This is a genomic window from Siminovitchia terrae (genome assembly GCF_003605405.2).
Lineage (GTDB): Bacteria > Bacillota > Bacilli > Bacillales > Bacillaceae_C > Siminovitchia > Siminovitchia terrae.
Genome location: NZ_QYTW02000028.1, coordinates 1 through 25,714, shown reverse-complemented (window position 1 = coordinate 25,714; position 25,714 = coordinate 1). Strand labels below are relative to the sequence as shown.

General features: G+C 41.1%; 22 protein-coding genes and 2 pseudogenes. 2 read left to right on the top strand and 22 right to left on the bottom strand.

The genetic code is table 11. The features are described from left to right. Nucleotides 1-420: 420 nt before the first annotated feature. Nucleotides 421-1,590: an RNA-guided endonuclease InsQ/TnpB family protein gene (locus D5F11_RS20685; RefSeq protein WP_126646648.1), complete on the bottom strand. Its 1,170-nt coding sequence runs from the start codon at nt 1,588-1,590 to the stop codon at nt 421-423. 146 nt (nt 1,591-1,736) lie between these two features. Beyond that, nucleotides 1,737-2,297, bottom strand: coding sequence for a DUF5052 family protein (locus D5F11_RS20680; RefSeq protein WP_120119215.1), 561 nt, complete (start codon nt 2,295-2,297; stop codon nt 1,737-1,739). A 743-nt stretch (nt 2,298-3,040) separates the two neighbouring features. Between D5F11_RS20680 and D5F11_RS27945 the strand changes: the two genes are divergently transcribed. Then, nucleotides 3,041-3,247, top strand: a complete 207-nt coding sequence (locus D5F11_RS27945; RefSeq protein WP_342776054.1) for a hypothetical protein — start codon at nt 3,041-3,043, stop codon at nt 3,245-3,247. Here D5F11_RS27945 and glnA read toward each other — a convergent pair. The 18 genes and pseudogenes from glnA to D5F11_RS20590 form a co-directional block, all read right to left on the bottom strand. Beyond that, entirely contained in the window at nt 3,244-4,578 is a 1,335-nt protein-coding gene (gene glnA / locus D5F11_RS20670) for a type I glutamate--ammonia ligase (protein WP_120119217.1), read from the bottom strand. The two genes, D5F11_RS27945 and glnA, sit on opposite strands and share 4 nt — an antisense overlap. Before the next feature lie 160 nt (nt 4,579-4,738). After that, nucleotides 4,739-6,010: a methionine gamma-lyase family protein gene (locus tag D5F11_RS20665; protein WP_120119218.1), complete on the bottom strand. Its 1,272-nt coding sequence runs from the start codon at nt 6,008-6,010 to the stop codon at nt 4,739-4,741. Nucleotides 6,011-6,028: 18 nt separating this feature from the next. Then, entirely contained in the window at nt 6,029-7,279 is a 1,251-nt protein-coding gene (gene hflX, locus D5F11_RS20660; RefSeq protein ID WP_120119219.1) for a GTPase HflX, read from the bottom strand. Nucleotides 7,280-7,369: 90 nt separating this feature from the next. Then, nucleotides 7,370-8,314 (bottom strand): stage V sporulation protein K, encoded by a 945-nt coding sequence (spoVK, locus tag D5F11_RS20655; RefSeq protein ID WP_120119220.1) that lies wholly within the window; start codon nt 8,312-8,314, stop codon nt 7,370-7,372. 125 nt (nt 8,315-8,439) lie between these two features. Next, complete coding sequence (locus D5F11_RS20650; protein WP_185830825.1) at nt 8,440-10,221, bottom strand: sigma-54 interaction domain-containing protein; 1,782 nt, start codon at nt 10,219-10,221, stop codon at nt 8,440-8,442. A 13-nt stretch (nt 10,222-10,234) separates the two neighbouring features. Continuing rightward, nucleotides 10,235-12,184, bottom strand: a complete 1,950-nt coding sequence (locus tag D5F11_RS20645; protein WP_120119222.1) for an oxidoreductase — start codon at nt 12,182-12,184, stop codon at nt 10,235-10,237. Between the two features lie 6 nt (nt 12,185-12,190). Then, nucleotides 12,191-12,928, bottom strand: a complete 738-nt coding sequence (locus D5F11_RS20640; RefSeq protein ID WP_120119223.1) for a (Fe-S)-binding protein — start codon at nt 12,926-12,928, stop codon at nt 12,191-12,193. A gap of 4 nt (nt 12,929-12,932) precedes the next feature. Continuing rightward, nucleotides 12,933-14,177 (bottom strand): 4Fe-4S dicluster domain-containing protein, encoded by a 1,245-nt coding sequence (locus D5F11_RS20635; RefSeq protein WP_120119224.1) that lies wholly within the window; start codon nt 14,175-14,177, stop codon nt 12,933-12,935. A gap of 6 nt (nt 14,178-14,183) precedes the next feature. Continuing rightward, entirely contained in the window at nt 14,184-14,993 is an 810-nt protein-coding gene (locus tag D5F11_RS20630) for an adenine nucleotide alpha hydrolase family protein (protein WP_120119225.1), read from the bottom strand. After that, nucleotides 14,959-15,963: an electron transfer flavoprotein subunit alpha/FixB family protein gene (locus D5F11_RS20625; protein ID WP_126646647.1), complete on the bottom strand. Its 1,005-nt coding sequence runs from the start codon at nt 15,961-15,963 to the stop codon at nt 14,959-14,961. Before D5F11_RS20625 ends, D5F11_RS20630 begins: the two co-directional genes overlap by 35 nt. A 13-nt stretch (nt 15,964-15,976) precedes the next feature. Then, a complete protein-coding gene (locus D5F11_RS20620) occupies nt 15,977-17,584 on the bottom strand; it encodes a sodium:solute symporter family protein (protein ID WP_120119227.1) in 1,608 nt (535 codons plus the stop codon). A gap of 1 nt (nt 17,585) precedes the next feature. Then, complete coding sequence (locus D5F11_RS26850) at nt 17,586-17,735, bottom strand: hypothetical protein (protein ID WP_185830824.1); 150 nt, start codon at nt 17,733-17,735, stop codon at nt 17,586-17,588. Between the two features lie 275 nt (nt 17,736-18,010). Continuing rightward, nucleotides 18,011-18,241, bottom strand: coding sequence for an RNA chaperone Hfq (gene hfq / locus D5F11_RS20615; protein WP_018705022.1), 231 nt, complete (start codon nt 18,239-18,241; stop codon nt 18,011-18,013). Nucleotides 18,242-18,270: 29 nt separating this feature from the next. Continuing rightward, nucleotides 18,271-19,242, bottom strand: coding sequence for a tRNA (adenosine(37)-N6)-dimethylallyltransferase MiaA (gene miaA, locus D5F11_RS20610; RefSeq protein WP_120119231.1), 972 nt, complete (start codon nt 19,240-19,242; stop codon nt 18,271-18,273). Between the two features lie 52 nt (nt 19,243-19,294). Continuing rightward, nucleotides 19,295-20,938 (bottom strand): glycerol-3-phosphate dehydrogenase/oxidase, encoded by a 1,644-nt coding sequence (locus D5F11_RS20605; RefSeq protein WP_120119228.1) that lies wholly within the window; start codon nt 20,936-20,938, stop codon nt 19,295-19,297. A gap of 27 nt (nt 20,939-20,965) precedes the next feature. Then, a complete protein-coding gene (gene glpK, locus D5F11_RS20600; RefSeq protein ID WP_120119229.1) occupies nt 20,966-22,462 on the bottom strand; it encodes a glycerol kinase GlpK in 1,497 nt (498 codons plus the stop codon). Nucleotides 22,463-23,260: 798 nt separating this feature from the next. After that, a pseudogene (locus D5F11_RS20595) lies at nt 23,261-23,683 on the bottom strand (spore photoproduct lyase family protein); the annotation flags it as partial. Continuing rightward, nucleotides 23,676-23,852 (bottom strand): transcriptional regulator SplA domain-containing protein, encoded by a 177-nt coding sequence (locus tag D5F11_RS20590; RefSeq protein WP_120119232.1) that lies wholly within the window; start codon nt 23,850-23,852, stop codon nt 23,676-23,678. The pseudogene D5F11_RS20595 and the gene D5F11_RS20590, both read right to left, overlap by 8 nt. 21 nt (nt 23,853-23,873) lie before the next feature. Between D5F11_RS20590 and D5F11_RS20585 the strand changes: the two are divergent. Then, nucleotides 23,874-24,479, top strand: a pseudogene (locus D5F11_RS20585) (spore photoproduct lyase family protein); the annotation flags it as partial. A 546-nt stretch (nt 24,480-25,025) separates the two neighbouring features. Here D5F11_RS20585 and D5F11_RS20575 read toward each other — a convergent pair. Together D5F11_RS20575 and D5F11_RS26845 are read right to left on the bottom strand one after the other, a co-directional pair. After that, the gene (locus D5F11_RS20575; RefSeq protein WP_120119230.1) at nt 25,026-25,286 is read right to left on the bottom strand and encodes a hypothetical protein; all 261 of its coding nucleotides are present in this window, start codon (nt 25,284-25,286) and stop codon (nt 25,026-25,028) included. Between the two features lie 213 nt (nt 25,287-25,499). After that, on the bottom strand, nt 25,500-25,664 hold the full coding sequence (locus tag D5F11_RS26845) for a hypothetical protein (RefSeq protein ID WP_185830823.1): 165 nt from the start codon (nt 25,662-25,664) through the stop codon (nt 25,500-25,502). Nucleotides 25,665-25,714: the final 50 nt, after the last annotated feature.

Sequence of the window (25,714 nt, the reverse complement as noted above, 5' to 3'; positions counted from 1 at the left end):
TTGGTACCTCTGGAATGACTTGAATGTTTTTTCATAATCTGCACCCATTTAGTGATATTTGTTTTTAGTTCAACAGGCTCGCATCATAGATTGTATAGTCACAACGATAAATGAATAAGTACTGTCCATCTAATGAACCTCCCTCACTTAGCCGATTAAAAAACAAATCGTCTAGAAGTGGGGGTTTCCGCTGGCCTGCGCGACATCCAGTTTTCGCCAGCGACTCCAAGGGAGCGGCCGTTGCCCGAAGGGCAGAAAAATGGTGTTGCGATACCAGATCATGTCCGTAAGACATTATAGTGGTTGAGCACCTGCAAAGCGGGCTCCCACCTTCGGCAACAGAAGTACGAACGATGAAAGCTTCTCCTTCTAGGGCGGTTCTGCCCGTCTACTACTTCTTCCCGGAAAATCAGCGATTTTCTAGGAGGCCCGTAGATATATGTGATCTTTGTGTTTGATTACCCGGAAGTTTTCGTAAAGGTACTCCGTTAAGATGTTCCCCGCACCGTGGAGATCACGGTGACATTCATAACCGCAGCGGCATTTATAAACTCGGCCTTTTGTTTTTTTGCGATTCCCGCAAGAAGGACATTCTTGCGACGTATAATGTTCTTTTCGTTTGATGGTTTCTATGCCATAAGTTTCAGCTTTATATTTGATGTAATGATTGATTTTTCCAAAACTCCAGTTGGATAGTTTTTGGCGCAAGTTTTTGTTTGTTTTTCTTTTCTTTTTGGTATTCTTTTGGACACCTTCGGTGTCCCCTATCAAAATAGTTTTTGTATTATTTTCTACGCACCACTCTACAAATTGCTTCGTTGTTTTGTGCAGGTGATATTTTAGCTGCTTTTCGCTCTTTGAAAGGATATATTGCTTCGCTCTGTTATATTTTTTCCACTGTCGGCTGTGCTTCTTACATCGAGACATTAATTTTTGTAGTTCCCTTAGTTTTTTGTTTCGCAGTCTGTGAATGCTTCTCAGTTTCCTTCCAGTAATAATAATGCTGTTTCCATTTTCGTGAACAGATGCAATGGTGTGGATTTCCCCTGGATCCACAGCTGCTGTTTGAGTGTTGCTGTTTTCTTCTGTTTCTTTTCCATCGTCGTAAGAGAGGCAAATGTAGAGATTTTGGTCAAATACCAATTCGACTTCTTTCACCTCGAACGGAATGCTCTTTGCCAGCGTCAGCACTAAAGCTTTCTGACGTTTGCCGTTCCAATTACCGAGGCTAAGCGTCAGTTTCTTACCTTTGATGGAAAAAGATTCGTCCACCCATTTGGGGTTGAATTGGTTTTTGAACTTCCAAGGGTAACGGGGATTCAGGCCCTTTTTCCTGGCTTCTAACGTTCCTTCACGGGCATCCAAAAATTTGTGAGCCACTGCTTGTATCGTTTGACTATGGATGGGATATAGACCTTTCAATTCTTTTTGTAGTTGAGTTTTAGTGATCCATTTACCGCCGAGGCGGTGATAATATCTAGCAAGGCTCACACAGTCATTCCAGACCTGCCCGCAAGTACGACGGATATCAAACAATTGGTCAATGATTTGCTTGTTTGCTTTGAATCCGACTTTTAGAGTTCTGAACACAATGATCTTCCTTTCTAAATATTTCGATTATATTTATTTTATCTTTTGGTTCGATAGAAAACAAGTGTTCTTACCTTTTTGGCTTCGCCAAACTAAAATTCATCCCCCACTTACCGGCTATCGCCGATTGAAGTAGGGGACTTCTTTTAGAAGATCGTTAAAATTCCTGTTGATTTATCTATATCGGTCGCAAAATATGAGACTTTGTCACCCACGAATGTAGCTAATGGTTTACCTGATTGCGATCGAATTAAAATGACTTTACTTTTACCTGTAGTGATATTCTTCATATCATTAACAAGCCGATTAACAAACGGGACTGACCGGTCAATATTTTCAATATCAACCTTTTTTGAATACTCTTCGAATACATTTTCCAGTCCTGTTTCATACATAATCAAGCTGCTGCCCACATGGACAACCGATTCACCGCCAACCGTAAAACCAATAACTGAGGACTTTTCCACGGTCTTTCCTTCGCTATCGGTTAAATCAAACTTCTTATCAGCACCAATACTGACAGACTTACCTTGAATACGATCAATGATATTACTGTCTTCATCATATGTTTGGATGACTACTTCGCGGCCCTTTAGGGCCTCCTTCATTTTCCCTACCTCATTACTGAAAAAATTACATCCTGAAAGGAAAAGCAATCCTAAGATCGCAGTAATAATTAATGATATTCTGAAACTATTACTTTTCATGCAAAAACCTCTTTTCTCTTTTTCGTAGTTGTCATTAATATCTAATACGAATCAAACTACTTTTGGTCCCACTTTTTTTCTACTTTTTTCTCACTCTAGATTTGTTGCAGGAGAACCTCCAAACACTCCTTACAAAAAACAAAGTCAATAACGACTTGGCTGAAAAAAATACCACATCGGCGATACATTTCTGTATTTTTCAACCTTCCTGATCGGGCACTCCGTGATGTTTTATAATAGAATTGGAATACAACGAAACAAGCCTGTTTACCCTGAGTTTTCCTGGAGTAATTTATAGAAGTTCCGAAAAAACAGCATAATAAAGCGAGAAAAATTGTGCATTTGGTGGATGCACAACCATAGCCACCAACTCTACAGCAAAAAAGAGCTTATAACCTAAAAGCTGAATGCTGTTGATCTTTCAACCGTTTCTAGAAATGGACAGGTTGGTTCAATGCCTTTTTTTCAGCCGAAAATTTTATTGTCAGCTCTGAATTTTTTCCTTTACTTACTACATTTGGTTTAAATAAAACCCCCATTCCCTCCTGAATGACAAAATTTCATTTAAATGATTCTAATGATGTAAAAAAATCCTACTTAAAGTAAAAACACGGAAACTACACCCAAAAGTCTACCCTTTTCAACGCATTTGAGCGAATCTTAAAACGGGCCGGTTTGCCAAAGCTCCCATCCACTGTTTACGTCACATCCATGCAGTGCTGCTTCTGGAAGCTAGGACAGATATGAAATTCATACAAGAAAGATTAGGTCATCGCAGCATGCAGATCACTTACGATATATATTCTCATGTTTCAAAAAAAATGGACAAAAAAAATACTGCCCCATGGACAGTATTTTTAAGTGATATTTTAATTTTTTGGGGTGAAGGTATTTATCCGAATCATTTCCACCACTCACCCCAAACACAAATGCTGTTATATCAAACTTAATAAAGGGTCATATATTGTTCCCTCTCCCAAGGATGAACCTGGGTCCGGAACATTTCCCATTCAATCTCTTTCGTTTCGATGAAGTTTTCAAAGATGTGCTTACCCAAAGCGTCCTTGATGATTTCATCGTTTTTCAATTCTTGGAGTGCTTCTTCGAGGTTATGCGGCAGATCTACAACGCCTTCTTCCTCACGCTCACGCTTATTCATGATATAGATATTCCGATCAACAGGATGCGGTGGTGTCAATTGATCCTTGATCCCGCTTAAACCTGCCTGTAACAGGACTGCCATCGCTAAATATGGGTTAGCGGTTGGATCCACGCTTCTGAGCTCAATCCGTGTGCTTTGTCCCCTTGATGAAGGCACCCGGACAAGCGGGCTGCGGTTCTGTGCAGACCAAGCGATATAGCAAGGTGCTTCATAACCTGGCACAAGACGCTTATAGGAGTTGATGGTCGGGTTGGTGATGGCCGTAAAGCCAGGAGCATGCTTGATAACCCCTGCCATGAACTGGTACGCCGTCTCGCTTAATTCCAGTTCTCCGTTTGTATCATAAAAAGCATTTTTCCCATTTCTGAACAGGGACATGTTAAAATGCATTCCGGAGCCTGCGACGCCAAATAATGGTTTTGGCATAAATGTGGCGTGAAGACCATGGTTCCGTGCAATTGTTTTAACAACCAGCTTAAATGTTTGAATATGGTCACACGCAGTAACTGCGTCCGCATATTTAAAGTCAATTTCGTGCTGGCCAGGTGCTTCCTCATGGTGGGATGCCTCAATTTCGAATCCCATCTCTTCAAGTTCAAGCACGATATCGCGGCGGCAATTTTCTCCAAGGTCCGTAGGGGCCAAGTCAAAGTAACCACCGTTATCATTCAACTCAAGAGTTGGAGCGCCTTTTTCATCCAGCTTGAATAAAAAGAACTCAGGCTCAGGACCCAAATTGAAGTCTGTGAATCCGTATTGTTCCATTTCTTTTAAAACTCTTTTCAAATTGCTTCTCGGGTCACCTAAGAATGGCTCGCCGGATTTATGATAGACATCGCAAATCATTCTAGCCACTTTGCCTTTTCCGGCAGTCCATGGGAAAATAACCCACGTATCAAGATCCGGCACCAGGTACATATCAGACTCTTCGATCCGTACAAAGCCTTCTATTGATGATCCATCAAACATCATCTTATTATCGAGAGCCTTTTCCAATTGACTGATCGGGATTTCCACATTTTTGACCGTACCAACGATATCAGTGAATTGGAGTCTTACAAACTTTACATTTTGCTCTTCAGCAAGCTGTGCAATACTTTCTTTCGTAAATATTCCCATCGAACAAAATTCCTCCCGTGTGAAGCAGAATCACTCTGCAGCCATGACAAGATCTGCGGAGAAAAATATTACTTTAGTAATATAATTCCCACGTTTTCATCTGTCAAGTTTTTTTTCAAAAAATGACAGCAGTAAAATGCTGTCATTTATATATATACACTTAATTTAGCTTGATCAAACCTTTTTCAATTAAACGGTCTACCGCAGAGGCGATGGCAATCTTTACATGGGCGTATGTCAGCCCGCCCTGAACATAGGCAGAATACGGAGGCCTGATGGGACCGTCAGCCGATAGTTCAATGCTTGCTCCTTGGATAAATGCTCCAGCCGCCATAATGACTTGGTCATTATAGCCCGGCATTTCACTTGGAAAAGGAGTAACGTGTGAATCAACTGGCGATGCAGCCTGGATGGCCTGGCAAAACTCTGTCATCATGTCAGCATTTGAAAATTGAACCGCTTGAATCAAATCAGTCCGGAAATCATCCCATTTAGGCGTCGTTTGAAGTCCGATTAATTCCAATAAGGCTGAGGTGAATACTGCACCCTTTACGGCTTGGCCTGTCACATGAGGCGCCAAAAAGAACCCTTGGTACATTTCCAGAAGAGTATATAAGGAAGCTCCTGATTCGACTCCCAGTCCCGGAGACGTCATCCTGTATGAACAAGCTTCGACCAGCTCTTCTTTTCCAATAATATAGCCGCCGCTTTTTACCAAGCCGCCACCGGGGTTTTTAATGAGGGAACCAGCCATCAAATCAGCCCCGATATTACATGGTTCTAATGTTTCTACGAATTCCCCGTAGCAGTTGTCAACGAAAACGATGACCTTTGGATCAATTTCCTTTACAAAACGGATCATTTCTTCAATTTCCTTGATTGTAAATGACGGGCGGTCATCATAGCCTTTTGAACGCTGAATGCCAATAACTTTCGTATTCGGCTTCATCGCTTGCGATACGGCTTCAAAGTCCACCTTTCCGTTCTCCATAAGCGGTACTGCGTTATAACTAATTCCAAATTCCTTCAGCGACCCGCTCCCATTTCCGCGGATCCCTACCACTTCTTCCAGTGTATCGTACGGTTTTCCCGTAATATACAATAGCTCGTCGCCAGGACGCAATACGCCGAATAAAGCTATAGAAATTGCATGGGTGCCTGAAACAATTTGCTGCCGGACAAGGGCTGCTTCCCCGCCAAACACATCAGCGTAAATTTTTTCAAGAGTTTCTCGACCTAAATCATTGTATCCATAACCTGTTGACGGAGTAAAATGGAATTCCGCCACCTGATGCTTCTGAAAGCTTCGCAACACTTTATACTGGTTTTCTTCAATGATGCGCTCAATCTTTCGGTGTATGTCGGCTACTTTTTCTTCAGCTTGTTCAATCAAAGGCCTTAACGTCTTTTCATGCTGTAAATAATTATACATTTTGCTTTCAATACCCCTTCAAATTTCAAATAATTTTAAAGACCCGATAATTGGGTGATTTGGAAGAACATAACCCTTACATCTGTAGGCCTGCTTCTCTTCAAGAAAAACGAGCTCACGTAAAATAGTTTCGCTTTTTAAAACCGAGAGTAGACGGCCTTCATCAGAAGGGACAATTACGTGATAATACTCCATGGAAGCAATAGACATGTCTTCGATTTTTTTCTTTAATCGGTTTCTGTCTTCTTCATCAAATGCACTGATCAACATTATTTCTCCAGAGCTTGGAACGAAATCAGAACGTACTTCGTCCGCTTTATTATACACGAGCAACTGCGGGAGATGCTCCATATCCAGCTCCTTTAGCAACTCATTTACTGTCCTTTCATGGCTGAAATAATCTGGATTGGAGCTGTCAACGACATGAATCAGAAGATTTGCTTCATTCACCTCTTCCAGAGTGGAACGGAAAGCGGCAATAAGGGTCGTAGGCAGATCCTGAATAAATCCAACGGTATCTGTTATCAATTCGGAATAACCGCTTGGCAGTACGACTCTTCTAGTCATAGGATCAAGGGTCGCAAATAGCTTATCTTCCTCAAAAGATTCTGCCATTGATAACCGGTTGAACAATGTGGATTTTCCAGCATTCGTGTAGCCGACGATTGCAATTTGGAAAGTGTTATTCCTTTTTCGCCTTTTGCGATACCTCTCGCGATGTTTGACAATCGTCTGCAATTGGCTTTTGATATCATCGATCCGTCTTCTGATATGGCGGCGGTCCGTTTCCAACTGGGTTTCCCCCGGCCCTCTTGTACCGATTCCGCCTCCAAGTCTTGAAAGAGCCGTCCCCTGTCCCGCTAACCGGGGCAGTAAGTACTGTAGTTGGGCTAGTTCGACCTGTAGAATCCCTTCTTTTGATTTTGCACGCTGTGCAAAAATATCAAGAATTAAATGTGTACGGTCTATTACCCTGCTTGACAGTACACTTTGCAAATTTCGCAATTGAGTCGGGCTTAGTTCGTCATTAAAAATGATCAAATCAGGCTCTAGTTCTTTTTCAAGCTGATGCAGCTCTTCCAATTTACCCTTGCCAATATACGTCGCCGGGTGCAGGCGTTCCCGCTTTTGCTGAATTTGGGCAATGACCTCTCCGCGGGCGGTAGATGTTAACGAAGAAAGCTCATCCATACTATATTGGAATTTCTGATCGTTGTCATTCAACTGACAGCCAACGAGGATCACTTTTTCTTTCTCTGATGATGGCACAACATCCCCTGCTTTCTTTGCATTATTCTCTCATCATAGCAAATGTTGTTTGATTTCAAAAAAGAAAAGCCGCCCGAAGGCGGTTTCAAGCTAAGTATTTTTGCTAAGTTTAAAATCATTGCTGAGCAGCATCATCAAATCTTTACGGTTAATATGGGGCTCCGTCAAAAGCCTCATCGCCTGAGATCTCACTGCTTTTTCAATCATATTCCGGACATATCTTCCGTTGGAAAATGAAGGTTTTTTTTGCGCTTTCACATAGATCAGATGATCCTTTAATTTTGATCCGGCTTCCCGGCTCAGTTCATATTGCTTTTCTTTTAACATTCGGGCGGCTATTTCCATCAGTTCATTCACCGTGTAATCCGGAAACTCAAACACCAATGGAAAACGAGACTGGAGCCCGGGATTCAAACTCAAAAAATAGTCCATCTCCTTGGAATATCCTGCCAATATTAATATGAATGTATGTTGTTTGTCTTCCATATGTTTTACAAGAGTGTCGATCGCCTCTTTACCAAAGTCTTTTTCTCCCCCGCGCCCGAGGGAATAAGCCTCATCTATAAATAAAATTCCACCTGCCGCTTTTTTTACCAAATCACGAGTTTTTTGAGCTGTGTGACCGATATACTCTCCAACAAGATCGGCTCTTTCCGCTTCTATTAAATGCCCCTTTGGCAAGACGCCCATTTTTTGAAAAAGCTTTCCAATCAGACGAGCAACTGTCGTTTTACCAGTTCCCGGATTTCCCTTGAACATCATATGCAGCGCTTGTGGGCTCGTCTTGAGCCCGGCAGCTTCCCGTTTCTTATTGATATAAATCCATGCATAAACTTCTTTAAGTGTTTTTTTCACATCCTGCATCCCTACAAGAGCATTCATTTCCTCTTCAATTTCTTTTAATATCGCATGCTGGCTCGACAAAGGAGTAGAAACAGTCGGTCTTCCTTCCAATCGCCTTGACTGATCGCGTTTCTGCATATTGAGCATTATACTGATCTGACCGTTATTCTTCATCTTGATTGGCTCATCCACAGCTTCTCACCTCTCATTCAGACACAGTATACGCCCAGTTATGTAATTGTGTTCCTTAAACCCACTCTGGCTCACTTTATTATATTCGGCATAAGGGTGCTTGATTACCAGAGAAATATGGTAGGCTATTTAAGATCACTAAATGGATGTATGCCTGTAGTACTTAATCCGTATTTTTTCAGTTTCCTGATCACAGTAGTCTGATTCACTTTAAGAGCTGCTGCTATTTTTCTGGAAGTTTTATATTTGTCGATTGCGGTGTTTAATAATTGTTTCTCAACGCTTTCCACTGCATCGTTTAATGGAATGATTCCTTTCATGACGACAAGCGGCTTTCCGTTCCCGCTTTTAACTTGATCTGGCAGGCAATCCAAAAAAACAATATCGGTACTGGCAGTAACGACCAGCTGCTCCACCATGTTCTCAAGCTCCCTGACATTCCCTGGCCAGCTATATGATCGGAGGGCAGCAAGCGATTCATCGGATATAATGACATTGCGGTCATATTTTTCATTGAACTCTTCCAAGAATAATTGGAGAAGAAAAGGAATGTCTTCAACACGCTTTCTAAGCGGCAATATGTTTAATGGAACAACATGGAGTCGGTAATAAAGATCCTCCCTGAACAGGCCTTTTTCCATCATGGACTTTAAATCTTTATTCGTTGCCGATATAATACGAATATTGACTTTTCTTAATTGATTGCTGCCTACTCGTCTGAATGTCTTTTCTTGGACAAGGTGTAGGAGCTTGACTTGTATTTCTAGGGGGAGTTCACCCACTTCATCAAGAAAAAGCGTCCCTCCATCCGCTAGTTCCACAAGCCCCGCCTTTCCTTTTGTTTTCGCCCCTGTAAATGCTCCTGATTCATATCCAAACAGCTCTGACTCTATCAGCGACAAGGGGATGGCCCCGCAATTCACTGATACAAAAGAACGATCCTTTCTTAAGCTTTCCTCATGGATTATTTTGGCAAGTATGCCTTTTCCGACTCCAGATTCACCTTGAATAAGAATAGTTGATTCTGTCACCGCTACTTTCTTCGCCATATCAATCAAAGCCAGCATATCATCATTATGAGTAAACAAAGGACCTTTCCCTCTCTCAAGATCCTCTGCTGACCTTTCGTTTAAAATGGACTTTGCTTCTGCCAGTTCATTTTTGAGCTGCACCAACTCTGTAATATCTCTTGAATTTGTAATCACACGATAGATGTTCCCCTCATGATCAAAAATGGGGATTCCAGTTGCAACTACTTGAACACCATTCGGATAGCTCTGTTTGGCGGACACCATTTTCTTTTTCTTTAAAACATCAATGGTGACACTATTATTGATTAAACCTGCTTTTGCAAGATTATAAATATTTTCCCCTAAGAATCTTTCCTTAGGAACACCTGTCATCCTTTGACAGGCATCAGAAACCAAAAGAACTTTGCCTTCACCATCTGTTACAAATATCTCATCATATGATGTATTGATAACCTGTTCAAGCTCTACCACCTTTTTCTGCAAAATATATATTTCTTCTTTTAATAGATCATTCATTCTTTCCGTACTATATAACTGTTCTTTCAACCAGACATTTTTTAACTGGTCTTTTTCGTATACAAAAAATCCTCCAGAAGAGTCTGGGACAATAAAAAACTCGGCAGAAAAAAAAGCCGAATTTTGAATTTCAGCTAATTCATTGACCATTTTAAAATTTTTATTGATACTCAGATCCACAAATGCCTCTTCTCCATATATGGCAAGTGACCGCCAATAAGCAAACTCGGAAATGACACCCTCTACGCTCTCTTTATCATGATTTATTAATAAAGCTGGAAAACCGGCTGAATCAGCCAGTTTTCTCAATTCTCCAAGCCGCATCTCTTTATGAATTAATGAAGCTGGATAATCTGTCATAAAGCTCTCACCTCTATAGGCTTGCCGCATATTCAAACCCTTCCAGTATCGCTTCTTCCACTGTGCGGGGAACCATGCAATCGCCAATTCTTTTCACATTTGTAAATTTTTCTTTCAAATCGTTGTATAAGTCTGCTTCCTGGATATGTCCATACGCAAGGACCAGCGTATCGGCTTCCCTCTCAAGTTTTTGCGCCGTATATATGTTTTCGAAAATGGCCTTGCCCGGTTCGGCTTTCAAAAGCTTATGTTGAGGAGTTACCATTACACCTTTCATTGCCAAACGTCCAAGAAGCATATCTCTAACATACTGCTGCAAGGAAAAACCTGCATGGACTGAGTTTGTGACCAACTCGACTTCGTGCCCTTTTTCAGCCAGATAAAGGGCAACACCAATGCCAGGCATATCACCTTTCCAGTCAGCAATGACAACTTTTCGGCTGATTTGGTCCGTACCTTCCAAAACTTCCCATGTATTGAGCACATGCGAAGATTCTAGACCTTCCGCATTCGGGTAGAATGGTTTTCCACCTACAGCTAAGATAATTTCATCAGGCTGTTCCTCTTGTAAAAGTTCGCTAGTCACTTCTTTATTCAATACCACATTCACCCGATAATAGTCAAGTTCTCGTTTCAGATTAGGTACCAGTTCGCCAAACTCCTCTCTAGTTGGAATTTTTCTGGCAAGCTTTACTTGGCCTCCCAATTCACCGCTCTTTTCGTATAAGGAGACATGATGCCCTCTCTCAGCCGCGATGACAGCTGCTTTCATTCCAGCAGGACCACCACCTACCACAACTATTTTTTTCCTCTGATCTGCTTTAGCTATTACCGAGTACTGAATTTCACGCCCTGTGACAGGATTCTGCAGGCAACTGATTGGGATGTTGTCATGCATATGGCCGATACATGCCTGATTACACCCGATACAAACGCGGATCCGATCAAACTCCTCACGCAAAGCCTTATTCGGCATATGTGGATCACAAATCATGGCTCTTGTCATCGCTACCATATCCGCCTGACCGCTTGCCAATATTTTTTCTCCAATCACCGGATCATTGATTCTCGAACCAACCATAACAGGTATGGAAACAGCCTCACGTATTTTTGCCGCATGAGGGGCAAAGTGTGCAGGAGGAATCGTTGCAGGAGGAACGATGAATACAGAGCTTGCAAGAGTAGCCGAGCTTCCGCCTATTAAATTGAAATAATCCAACCCGCCGATATCATTGTCAATATATTTTAGAATATCTACAACTTCATCGAAGGTCGATCCTTCTCTTTCGAAATCATCCACACTCAGACGAAGTCCTACAGTAAAATCAGGTCCTACTTTCTTCCGAATTGCATCAATCACTTCAGTTAGGAAGCGAAGGCGATTCTCAAACGATCCTCCATACTCATCATCCCTCAGGTTTAATCGAGGAGACCAAAATTGACTTGCTAAATAGCCGTGAGAAGCAACAATTTCGGCTCCATCAAGCCCTCCCTTTTTAACACGAAGTGCTGTTTCCGCATAACCCTTGACAATATCTTTGATTTCATCTTTTTCCAAAGCTTTCGGCATTACCCCGAAACGGTCAGTCGGAACCATCGAGGGTGCTACTGCCACGGAAGTGCCGGAAGGGAACACCTCTCTGCCCGGATGGAACAGTTGGACGAACATCTTGCAGCCGAATTCATGTACTGCTTCTCCCATACTTCTGTAATGAGGAATAATTTCGTCTGTGTACGCACTCAGAGTATTTGAAGTAAAAGCTGCGGACGGGTGTACCGCATTCGCCTCAACGATCACAAGCCCTGCACCGCCTTTTGCGCGCTCCCGGTGATAAGCAATTAACTGCTTTGTCGGCAGTCCATTTTCTACATATGTTGTCATATGCCCTGTACTGAAAATGCGGTTTTTTACCGTGGTGGCACCTATTTTCTGGGGGGTAAACAAATATTTGAACGTCGACATTTCACGCTATCTCCCTTCTGTTAACTCATTAACGATTTCCGCAATATCACGTGTAAAATAATTTGTCCCATCCTTTTGATTGATGGCGCCAATCGCTTCTTCCATCATGACGAGGCAAAACGGGCAGCCTGTTGCAGTCGTCGATGCCCCAGTCGATACAGCTTCCTTTGCTCTGATATTATTAATTCTTTCACCCTTGTTCACATCTTGGAACATCATTCCGCCGCCTGCTCCGCAGCAAAAAGACTTTTCTTTCGTATGTTCCATTTCTTTTATTTCATATCCAAGAATTTCTAGAATACTTCTCGGCTCTTCAAAAATACCGTTTTGTCTTCCGAGGTAGCACGGATCATGATAAGTAATGATTTCTTTCTTTTCGATTTTAGGAACTTTTAATCTTCCGGTGTCAATAAGCTTATAAATGAATGTAGTATAATGTTCGACTTCAAAGATTCCGCCCAGCTTTGGATATTCATTTTTGAACATATTGAAACAGTGAGGACAGGTAGTGACGATGGATGTCACACCTTGTCTATTCAATGTTTCTATATTTGTTCTTGCGAGATTTTCATACAGGTCTTCATCGCCCATTCTTCTGGCAATATCTCCGGTACATCGTTCTTCGTTACCCAAAATAGCGAAGCTGACTCCTGCTTTATTCATAATATCTGCAAATGCGGCAGCAATTCTTTTGAGCCGCGAGTCGTAAGCAGCTGCACACCCTACCCAAAATAAAACTTCCATGTTGTTATGCCTCCCTTGATGTTTTTTCAGCATTTCTTAAGACTGGAATATTAAGACCCTTCGTCCAATCTTCCCTTTCAGACCATGGGGATCCCCAGATATTTTCATCATGTTCTAAATGTACAAGCGCCTCTTCCGCATGCGGGTTTAACAATTCTTCCGGCAAAGCTCCTCTGCGCATGGCAAGTATCAAATCAACGTGATTAATCGATACCGGACAGGCTTCGACACAAGCGCTGCAGTTTGTGCATTGCTTTAATTCCTCTGTTGAGATAAATGAGGAAATCACCTTATTTTCAAGCATGTTATCACGAATTTTCATAATGATGTTTCTTGGTGCCAAATCCTTTCCGCTTAATTTGGCCGGACATACATGATCGCACCTGCCGCACTCCGTACAGGCATCTATGCTTAAAAGCTGCAAGTTTGTAAAATCATAAATATGTCTAACATCGATCCGGTCCTTTTGATCATCCTTCATTAGCACTACCGCATCAAAATCACCTGTCCGCTTTACAGGTGAAATCAAAATATTCAACGGCGCCGTAATCACATGCAGCAGTTTTGTAAAGGGAATAATGGCAATTAAAACAAATGCAAATAAACTATGAGAAAGCCACCAGAACAAATACGTATCTCCATTAAACAACCGGCTCCCTGAAAATAGATGGCTTAATACATATCCAACAGGTGACCAATGAGCGTAATGGATATTCGTCTCACTCAAGCGGATTCCTTCCGCTATATAGCCGCCGATTCCAATCAAAATGAATAAAATGAGGAACAGGTAATCCATTTTACTTTGCAGCATTCTCTTTCTGAACTTTCCTCCCCTAATGAAAAGCAAAGCAACAATCCCCACCATGAATACCAGGCCGAAAATATCCAGAACCAGTTCATAGATCAAATAAAACTTCCCTTGCAAAATGGGAATTCTGAAGTCTTCGTCGATAAAAACAAGGACTGTACCGATAAATAGAGCCGTAAAACCGTAGGCGATCATTTTATGCATCGCTCCGGCTACTTTGTCTTTTTTTAATTTTGTTTGCCTGATGACAAGATGTGAAAAATACCCAAAGTTCTCTTTTATATTTTTCCACTGAATCTTTTCTTTCCGCCCTCTATTCCAAAGTCTGTATCTACGATAAAATCCGTAGAAAAAAATGACACTTGCGACACCAGCAAGGATATAAAACCAAATTTGCATATCTGATGAAATATTCCAAAAGGTATCTCTTCTTATTTCCATTTCGTCCTACTCCTTTAGCCATTTCATCAGTCGCTCTGCTGTGAAATGAAGATGCTCCTCTGTTAATGCCTTTGTTTGCTGCGACAAACCGGCATCACTGTTTTTTGAAAATCCCATTACATGTATTAAACGATTCAAAGGGTTCTCATCCGTAGGCACATGTCCGAGAGTAATAATGGGTTCAGGCGCGCCAATCCTTCTATTCGATCTGATTGTTTCTTCAACTCGTTCCTCTTTAACAATATTTATTTCATATTTTGGTTTTCTACTGTATCTCAACCTACTGATTTGCGTTTTAAGAGACAAGGCAGCTGGAAGTTTGATATTGAATATTTGCGTCGCGCCTCTTTCCTCTTTACGGTGAGCAAGCAGTCGTTGTGACCCCTTCACTTTAATTTGGTGTACAGAGGTCAAAACATCCATGCCAAGAGAATATCCCAACAGCGGAAGCAAACATGAATTGTGTTCATCTTCGGTTTCATCACCGCAGAGAACCAAGTCATACATGCTTTGGTCGATAAAGGTTGCAAGATAGCGGGCGTCCTCCTGCTCATTTCCGCTTGTTGGAAAATGGGTACATGTTTCCAACGGAAATTTTTCCAATTTGCCTTTTAAAGTTTCATTGCACTCTTCCTCTGCCAAAATGTATACATCAATAGAAGCATTGTGTTCTTTTGAATAGTCGCTAGCCCATTGCAGAGCACTCAAGTCTGCCTGATTGATTGTGGCCTTCCTGTTCCTAAATTCATTATTTTCATAATCCCAGTGAATAGATTTCTGCTCATACACTTGCCTCACGATAACTAGTATTCTCACTGTACTTCACTCCACTTTTGTCCTTTATAATGTCGACCAAGAGAGGAATCGCTGTTTCAAAATCACTCACGATTCCAAGATCGGAGCGTTTGAAAATGGGGGCCGCTGCATCATTGTTGATGGCCAGAACATGTTTGACATTTTTAATTCCATCCAAATGCTGTGACGAACCCGATATTCCAATAGCTATGTAAATATCTGCCTGATCCAAAGAGACGCCGCTTGACCCAATGCGTCTTTCTCTCGGGATGAGCTTCAGTTCATCGGCCACTTTGCTTCCCCCAATGGGGGCATTTAATATTTTTGCCAGTTCTTCGATCTGCTTTAACTGACTGCCGCCACCAGCGCTGTATACTCCCCTTCCCACTCCAATCACACATGTAGCCTCTGTCAAACCGATCTCTTCCCAGCTCAATTTCTTACTTTCGACAAACTTGATATTTTTGCTCGGCATTATATTCATAATCGGATGGAAATTCGGAATTTTCCTGTTCACACTATTTTTCATATGCGGCAGGAATACTGGATCATATGTGATGATGCTGCCAAGTGCAGTTTCTTCATATAAACAAGCTTTTCCTCCATAGATTTCTTTCTTGATAGACAAATACTGGTCCTTACGAGCAGCTTCCATCACTTGATTAACAATCGGACGGTTCAATTTGAATCCCAGTCCGGCCGCTATCTCATTGGCCAGAGGAGAAGCGCTAAATAAAACGGCTTCCTCCGTACGGTCTTTTTGAAATTTTTCAAATGCCGCAATATGATTAGATGCTATTGGCCACATTTCTTCCGACAGTTCTATGAGATGAATTTCATCACAATCCAACTGGAGATTGACTTCATTTATCCCACTATGGACGATTAACGCAATCACTTTGTCATTCAGCTTCTTGGCCTGTTCCAGAAGGCCTGATGCTGATGATTTAATTTGTTTTCCATTCAAAAGGGGTACATAACATACCGTCAATGTAAAACCCTCCTTAAAGTGCAATCTTTGAAATTGGAAGATAATAAAAGATGAATGTAATCAGTATGATCAAGATACCGCTCGCCATAAGAAGATAAGGATATCTTCCCGTCAGCTTTTGTTCTTTGCTGTCCAATTCTTCGACAGGGATTTTCCTTAAATGAGCCTGAAAAGTGCGTTCCTCTTTGGTAACTGCTGTAAATTGGGAGACAACAATAATTGTGATCGTACTCAGCGAAAATCCAATAATAGCCGGATGAAGATAAATTGGAAGTGTTACTCCCAACAATTTGAACACCTCACCACCAACAACACCAATAAATCCAAAAATAATGCTCCAAAACGCCGCTGTTTTTGTTACCTTTTTTGAATAAATGCTGAAAAAGGCTGCTGGACCCCATGATGCAGCAAATAGTGTTGCTGCAAAATAGCCAATCCACATGACAGATGGCGGCTGCCAGAATGTAATCAGCAAGATAATGACGCTTACACCGAACATCGATATGCGGCTCAACTTTAATGCTTGCTTATTGGGCAATTGTCCCTCCTGTGCTTTTGGAAGAAGGTCACGTGTCACACTGTTTCCGATTAATTGAAGGAAAGTGGAACAGGAAGAAATCGCAGCAGCTAATATTCCGCTTACAGCTACAACCCCAACACCTGTAGGCAGCAGGTTTTGCGCGGCCCAAATGAACACTTTTTCCGATGGAACTATATCTGGATTAACTACAGAAACTAGTGATGTACCGATTTGCAAGAACAAATAAAGTGTAATTAATGAAATCATTGCAATTACGCCTGAACGGATGGCAACATGCTCATTTTTAGCCATCAGATAACGACTTGTCTGCCATGGAGAAACAGCTATCACAAATCCCCAAACAAGCCCCATAATAATTGCCCAGGCAAGTGCTTCTCCAGGCGTCCCCATATAGGCTCCTTCTCCTGTGATGCCATGCCAGCTTAACAAGTCTGGCCTTGCAGCCAATGAAGCGCCATCCATCATCGCCCCTGGCCAGCCGCCAACAGCTTTAATGATAAGCGGAATTGAAATGAATGTTGCAATTGAAAAGAGCAGGAACATAAACGTATCAGTTACTAAAACTCCTTTCGCTCCTGACAAAGTGGTAAAAGAGGTGTATACAATCCACATTAATATGAGTGCAACACCATATTTCACTCCGAGGATTTCCGCCAATAATACTGCTCCTCCTTGGGTAACGGCAATCAAATAGGCAGAAACGCCAATAATGGTCGTTGCAGCTGTCAATGTTCTTACTTTTGAAGAATTATATCTTTTTCCAAAGTATTCAGGTAGTGTAAGCGCTTTGCTCCGACGTAAATATTTACCGAAAAATAGCACTCCAAAAACATACCCGCTTGCATTAAAAATAGTTAAAATCAATAATAAAATCGGATAACCGTCATAAGAGAATCCAACCTCCCCCATGAAAGCGACAGTACTTAAAAAGGAAGCAACAAGGGATCCTGTAATTAAAAGCGTACCAGCGTTCCTGCCGCTTACATAGTACTCTTCAACGCTCGATACTTTTCTAGAAATACCAATCCCAATGACGATGAATATAATAAAAGAGACTAAAATACCGATTGAAAAAGCCATTTTAAATCACACTCCCTTGCTTCCTGCTTTTGCTCATTACTTCTTCTCTTTTTACATGCCCTGCTACTTGCCTGGATGTCATTACTTTTACGAGAATTCCTGCTGCAATCAATGCACCGCCATAACAAAAGGTAAAAATCAGTTCTCCCATTCATAGCCCTCCTGATCAGTAATTCGTTTCATTACAATACAATTGCAAAATCTGTGCCACGCACCAATGGAACCGTTTACAACATTTGTGTACACTTTTTAGACGCTATCGAACACATATTGCATCGTTTAAACAAAAACACCGAACACAAATCGCATCACTAGATGCATTTTGTGTTCGGTTGTGTTAGTCTTTTGAATATGCTAAGTTTTTCCCCAATAAAAAAGCGCACCAAAATGCATTCTGGCGCGCTTTTTTTACTTTGATTATTTATTTTACTGTTCCTCATAGTTTATTTGAACGTTCCTCTGAGGGGAGAATGTTGAAATCGCATGTTTGAATACTAACTGCTGTTTGCCTTCTGTTTCGAATAATACGGTGAAGTTGTCGAACCCCTTCACCTGCCCGCGAAGCTGAAAACCGTTTAAGAGGAAAACAGTAACAGGGATTCCTTCTTTGCGCAATTGATTTAAAAATTGATCTTGAATATTGACAGGTTGTTTCAATCTTATGGCCTCCTCTTTTTCTCTATTAGTTATGTATTCGATTTTAATTCTAGCTTTCCTGCAATAAAATTAATAATTTGTTTTATTTTGTTCAAGTGTTCCCCTTCATCCGTCATATCAAACCAGGAGACATCCATTTTATTGCGAAACCAGGTAAATTGCCGCTTGGCATACCGCCGGGTATTTTTCTTTAACAAATCGACTGCTGCCTCTAATGTCAGGTTGCCTGCAAAGTATTCGTATAATTCCTTATACCCGATCGCCTGAACAGATTGAGCATCACGCAGGCCGTTATCGTAGAAATATCTCACCTCTTCTAAAAGACCCTCTTCCATCATCATATCTACCCGTTTATTGATGCGTTTATACAGGACTTCCCGGTCCATGCTTAACCCGATTAATGCAGCATCATATAATAGTTCGTGATTTTGGGCTTTTGGCTGGTCACTCTTTCTTGTCCCAGTCAAATGATGGATTTCCAAAGCGCGGATAACCCTTTTCACATTATTCGGATGAATGTCCTTGGCACTGGATGGATCAACAGCCTGCAATTCCTTGTATAGATACGGCCCTTCACCTGCAGAAGCCCTTTTCTCCAATTCGGACCTATATATAGGATCGCCTTCCACTTCTGAAAAGCGATAGTCATAAAGGACCGATTGTACATAAAGCCCAGTTCCCCCCACAATGAGCGGGACAGATCCTCGAGCAGTTATCTCATTGATTTTCTGCCTGACAACGGATTGAAACTCAGCGACTGAAAAAGACTCGTCGGCCTCCCGTATATCCAATAGATGATGGGGAATACCTTCCATTTCTTCAGAGCGAATTTTTGCCGTTCCAATGTCCATGCCTTTGTATACTTGCATAGAATCACCGCTGATGATTTCACCTTTGAAAGCCTTTGCTATCTCAATGCTTGTTTTTGTTTTACCAACTGCCGTAGGGCCTACGAGAACAATCAGCTTTTTTTTGCTATTCAATTGTCTCACTGCTTTCATTTGAATGCTTATATTCATTCTAACAGAATCTCAATCTTATTTAAAATATCTGCTACTTATAATCGATTGCTTTTCTTACCTGCAAATCAAGCTCATCTTCATATGCCCTCTTTTGTTCTGTTGACCATTTAAATATATCAGACATTAATTGAACCGCTTCTTTTTTACACCTATTGATCCTTTGGATATTAAAATATAGGTCCCCCGTCCTTCTGATAAAAAAATCGGCAGGAGATACAGTCATTTCATCATGAATCGCATACATTAACTCTGCATATAAGAGACGGTTTACTGATGGGCGCGCTTCCAGCGACCAATTTAAAAGTACGTCAACATTCGAACCATATTTTGAAACAAGGTAGCGGATTTCCTGCTCTGTTAAACCAAAGGTGACCGCTTTCCTTGCATAACTATTAATCAATTGTAAAAATTGCTCGGCATCTCCAACCGCCCCTCCTGACAAGACGCACTTTTTTGTTGTGGATGCACCAAAAGGTCTTTTGCCCACTAAAAGTAGCCTTTTTACAACAAGCGAAACTGCTCTTTCAGCCATTTTTCTGTAACCGGTCAGTTTACCGCCAGCTATTGTGATGAGGCCCGATTTAGATTCCCAGATTTCATCCTTTCTGGAAATCTTTGTTGACTCCTTCCCCTTTTCATAAATAAGTGGACGAACTCCTGCCCAGCTTGATTCAATATCTGCCATCGTTAATTGAACATCCGGAAAATAGTTATCAATGCAGGTCAGCAAATATTCACGATCTTCTTTATCCGCTTTAACCATTGACAGGTCCCCGTTGTAAAACGTGTCAGTCGTCCCCACATAAGTTTTTCCATCTCTGGGGATTGCAAAAATCAATCTACCATCCGGTGCATCAAAATAAACAGCATGTTGCAAAGGAAATTTGGGCTTGTCAAAGACGATATGAACGCCCTTAGAAAGCTTCAAATGTTTCTTGATGTCTTTGCCACCATAATCTGCTGACCTCATAGTGTCCACCCATGGGCCAGCAGCATTGACAACAATTTTTGCCCTGATGCTATAGGTTTTTTGGCTCAGCACATCTTTTACATGGGCACCGTTTATTTTTTGCTCTGAACGATAAATAAACGATTCCGCTTTCACATAATTTACGATATCCGCTCCGTTTTGGACGGCTGTTTTTAATACTTCTATCGTAAGGCGAGCGTCATCTGTGCGGTATTCGACATATTCACCCGCTCCCAGCAGATCTTTGTTTAATAGTGGCTCTTTTTCTACAGCTTCTGCGGGCGATAACATTTTCTTTTTTTCTTCTTTTTTTACGCTGGCCAAAGCATCATAGAGTGTTAGACCCAAAGCAGTTGTCCATTTACTGAACGTTCCGGTTTTGTGAAAAGGGAGGAGCATCCATATCGGTGTTGTCACATGCGGTGCATTATTATATACGATGGCTCTTTCTCTCCCTAGTTCAGCCACTTCTCTTATTTCGCCCTGTTTTAAATAACGTAGCCCTCCGTGGATTAATTTTGTTGAACGGCTGGATGTACCCGATGCAAAATCATTCATTTCCACAAGTGCCGTTTGTATGCCGCGGGAAGCAGCATCTAACGCAATACCAGCCCCCGTGATGCCTCCACCGATAATTAGAAGGTCATATTCACGGGACGCCATTTCATTCAGAATTTGTTGTCTAGCCAAAGAAGAAAAAATCATTCGTTATTCACCCACTTTTTAGGGAGATCAGGACGGTTTAAATTCTGTGGCAGCTTTGACTGCCGTTTTCCAGCCTTTATACAATTTTACCGCTTCCTCATTAGGCATATTTGGCAGGAATTCCTGGTCCAAAGACCACCTTACTCCGATTTCTTCTTTATCTTTCCAATAGCCGACGGCAAGTCCAGCCAAATAGGCAGCACCTAGAGCAGTTGTTTCATTGATTTGCGGCCTTTCAACTGCCACTCTCAGCAAATCACTTTGAAATTGCATTAGGAAATTATTTTTTACCGCACCGCCGTCAACACGCAGCTTTTTCAGGGCAATTCCAGAGTCCGCCTCCATTGCCATCAATACATCTTTTGTCTGATATGCCAGTGACTCAAGGGTCGCTCGGATAAAATGTTCTTTGGAAGTCCCTCGTGTCAGTCCAAAAATCGCACCGCGTACCTCACTGTCCCAATATGGGGTCCCTAAGCCGACAAATGCTGGGACAACATACACACCCTCCGTTGAGTCCACTTGTATAGCATACATTTCGCTCGAGGGAGAATCATCGATCATCCTTAAGCCGTCCCTTAGCCATTGAATGGCAGACCCTGCGACAAAAATGCTGCCTTCAAGCGCATATTCCACCTTTCCTTCCAAACCCCAGGCTATAGTCGTCAACAGGCCGTTATTTGATTTTACAGGTTTTTCTCCTGTATTCATTAACATAAAGCAGCCTGTTCCATAGGTGTTTTTCGCCATTCCCGTTTCAAAACAGGCCTGGCCAAACAACGCAGCCTGTTGATCACCAGCAGCCCCTGCAATCGGCACTTCCTGCTGGAAAAAATGCTGCGGCACTGTCCTGCTGTATATTTCAGAGGAAGGGCGGATTTCCGGCAGCATCGAAGCCGGAATTCCCAGTATATCCAATAATTCCTTATCCCACTCCAATGTATGGATGTTGAACATTAAAGTCCTAGATGCATTTGAATAATCCGTTACATGCGCCTTGCCACCTGAAAGCATCCAAATAATCCAGGTATCCATTGTACCAAACAACAATTGGCCGTTTTGCGCTTTCTCTCTTGCCCCATCGACATGATCGAGGATCCATTTTACTTTCGTTCCTGAAAAATACGGATCGATTAACAATCCCGTCCTATCTCTGAACTTGTCTCCGAGCTGTCGATCACGCAGTTCATTGCATATGGATTCGGTTTGTCTTGATTGCCATACGATTGCATTATAAATCGGTTGTCCTGTGTCCTTGTCCCATACAACGGTTGTTTCTCTCTGATTTGTAATCCCTATTCCTGCAACCTGTGAGGGTTTGACTCTCGCTTCCGTCAGACAGGAAGCGATAACAGCCAATACCGAACCCCAAATTTCATTTGCATCATGCTCGACCCAGCCTGGATGCGGAAAATATTGCGTAAATTCTCTTTGCGAAATATTGACCACTTCACTATTTTTATTAAAAAGAATTGCCCTTGTACTTGTTGTCCCCTGATCTATAGCCATTATGTATTTTTCCATTGGGCACTTCCCCCTTTCTAATAGTTTATTTATTATATCGATGGAAATCTTAGAACAATATTAGTTGATGACGAGCCTGTTCCAGTTCGGACTTCGTTTGACGATAATGATCCATTTCGCGATTCAAGCGTTTTCGAGAATAACTGCTGTCCTGCTTTGGTAACAGTTTTTCACATTAACCGCCTTTTTCAGGCATCATATTGTTCTTTTAGGCGATTGCATTCCCGAAAAAAGCGCGGGTCTTCCCAGTTAATCGACCTCATTGAATGAAAGCCTTTATAATAATATAAAATAAATAATCAAGCATTGAAACAATGATTATTTACCATAATATTATTTAGACGTAAACACCAGTACGAAATCTCCAAAAGTGTTGATGTATCAATGTTTACCAGTTTTCTGTAATATTTCTGATTTTGCAGGATAATGTATAAAAAAGCATGGATTTGGTGCTGCTTTTGGGGCTAATTGACTAAATATAATGCGTGGGTAGATGCTAAAAAGTAAACAAGCTCGGTCTAGGAACCGGGCTTGTTTTATTTCTAAATCCCTCTTTGTGAAGTGCTATTCTGTAAATTCAACACTGGCGATGGAATCAAAATCTATTCTGTGGGCTTTGAGATTAATGTCCACATTCGGAGAAAAAAAAGAACCTTTCGATGAACAAGGTATTGTTCGTACATAAACTAATGAACTTGAGAAATAATAGGGGAAAATTAATGAAATCAGGTGAAATAATGGATGCTAATCAAACGTTTACTCCAGGGGAAATCGTATATATTATAATTCGTAATCCCCACATGAAGCTTCAAAGCGAGTTAACTCTGGAGCGCGCTCTTTCATATATGCTTCAGCGGCATCAAAAATTTCATCCACGTTTACATAAGTACGAATATATGGCTTGCTGCCCATCGTTGTTTGCAGATAACAATAATGACAATGCCCCATACAGCCAGTTGCAAAAGGGATCGCATATTTTGCTGAAGGCTTAGATGTATCAAATTTTAATGTTTTACGAATCCCCACCACAAGCGTAGATTTAGCATTACGGTATTTTTGAAAATGGTTTTCCCCTGGTAAGTTCCTTATTTGGTTATGTGAGGTTGTTTCCCTTATTTCCATTCCCATATGTTCAAACTTGGCAATAAGTTCTTTTCCAAGTGGATATTCTAATGCACGAGGTTCGACATAGATGAGCTTGGGAATAAAAGGTTTAACCATAATAGTCTCCATCCTCCGATGGGGAAAATGCTTCATGAAACAATTGTTCCGCCTCCATTTCTGACTTAAATACAGCTAATTCATCTGTAAGAGGGAAGTAAGTTTCATGTATAAACAGTGCTAATTCATTTGGCTTGTCTGGATTTTGTACAACAGCAGCTTGTTGTATATTAGCTACATCTTGTGCGTCACTTCAGATATCGTTGGTATAGACCACTTAACACATACGCTCAAAAAAGCAATTGAGTTTTTCGGAAAATCAAAATATGGTAAGCTTCGGTTTGTAACTAAATTTGAACATGTAGACCATCTTCTTAATGCAGAGCATAATGGAAGAACTCGCTTTCGATTCAGTATAAACGACGATTACATTATTAAATATTTTGAACCCGGAACCTCAAGGTTAAATGAACGAATTAATGCAGCTGTTAAGGTTGCTGAAGCTGGTTACCCATTAGGGTTCATCGTGGCCCCTATTTACATTCATGATGATTGGAAAAATGGCTATCATGAAATGTTTGAAAAATTAAGATCTGCATTACCTGCATTTGCAAGAAAAAATCTTACATTTGAAATGATCCAACACCGTTTTACTAAACCAGCAAAGCGTGTTATACAAGAAAATTATCCAATGACAAAACTTGAACTAAATGAAGCGAAACGAAAATGGAAATGGGGTAGATATGGTATCGGCAAATATGTTTATACAGACAAGGAACAAGAAGAAATTAAAGACACATTAGGAGGATATATCCAACGGTATTTCCCCGAAGCAAAACTAGAGTATTTTACATAAAGTTTTGTTTATTTGTTATTGTAGGTAAAGATTTGAATTTTGGTTAAACACCCTGTCTTTATAATTGGCTGGACAAATAAAAAAAGCGACCCGTCCATAATTGGATAGGTCGCTCTCTTAGGCAATCGATACCCTAATGCGTTAATTAAAACATACTCTTAACCACGCAATTTCTTCAGCAGCTGCGTGTTTGGCGTTTCTGTACCAGTGTAATTCTTGATGCCGTGTTTGGCCGCCAACTTTTTCCGATTAGCAGATGAAGAATCTACGTTGATTGATTTAAGATAATCGACAATGGATCCGGTCTGCATGTTCCCCGTTGGTTTGGAAACAGCAGCTGCTTGTCGGTTCTTAACTTATAAAGCAAATCTAAGTTTTACTTTTCAGTACCTTTGTAGTTTTTAATCTCGTGCTTTGCAGCTAGTTTTGCTCGGTTGGAAGAGAAAGCAGTCGCTGCTTTCAGTGAAAGTCTTGCATCTGGGGCTAAATAATAAAAGTTAGCCCCCCAACCCTTTGATACTCTTGTGATTGTTCATCGTTTTTACTTTATTTACCATAATAGGCTATTGCGATGGAAACAATGAACACAACGAGCATCAGTGCCGCGTACATCCATGACAGCCTTTTAATGTTATATTTTAATGACGTCTTTTCGTAATCATGGGAACGCGCCAATTCGTTTGCGATCGTATCCCCTTCCTCTTCATATTGTTTCATTTGCCTTGAAACATCTCTTCCCACAAGAAATGTTCCAATAAGGGCGGCCACACTCACAATAACCCCGCCAATGATCATATAAGCGGTCATATATTTCACTCCTTGACATCCTATACCATCATTATACCGCTTTACCAAAATATTTCATGGATTTAAAGCAAAATCTGTTACAAATTAATGGTTTTTTTAGTCTGCCATTTACATCATACGCTAAAAAATGGATAATGTTCATTTTCGCAAGATGTATGAAAAGGTTCAAGTAAATGGTTTCATTAAATGGATTCGAGTACTTCTACAAAGGCCTTAAATATGGATTGTTCCTAATAGCTTTTTGGTCATACTGCGCTTTACATTTACAGCAATTAGGCATCTGAAAAGGTTGAATGACACTCTAAAAAGTTCAAGTGTAAGCACACTCCGATCAAATGCGCCTTGGCGTATTTGCGCCCAGATTTTATCGATCTTCACTCGATAAATTTTGTATGAAAATTATTTCCGCTAGAAAGCAATACTTAAGT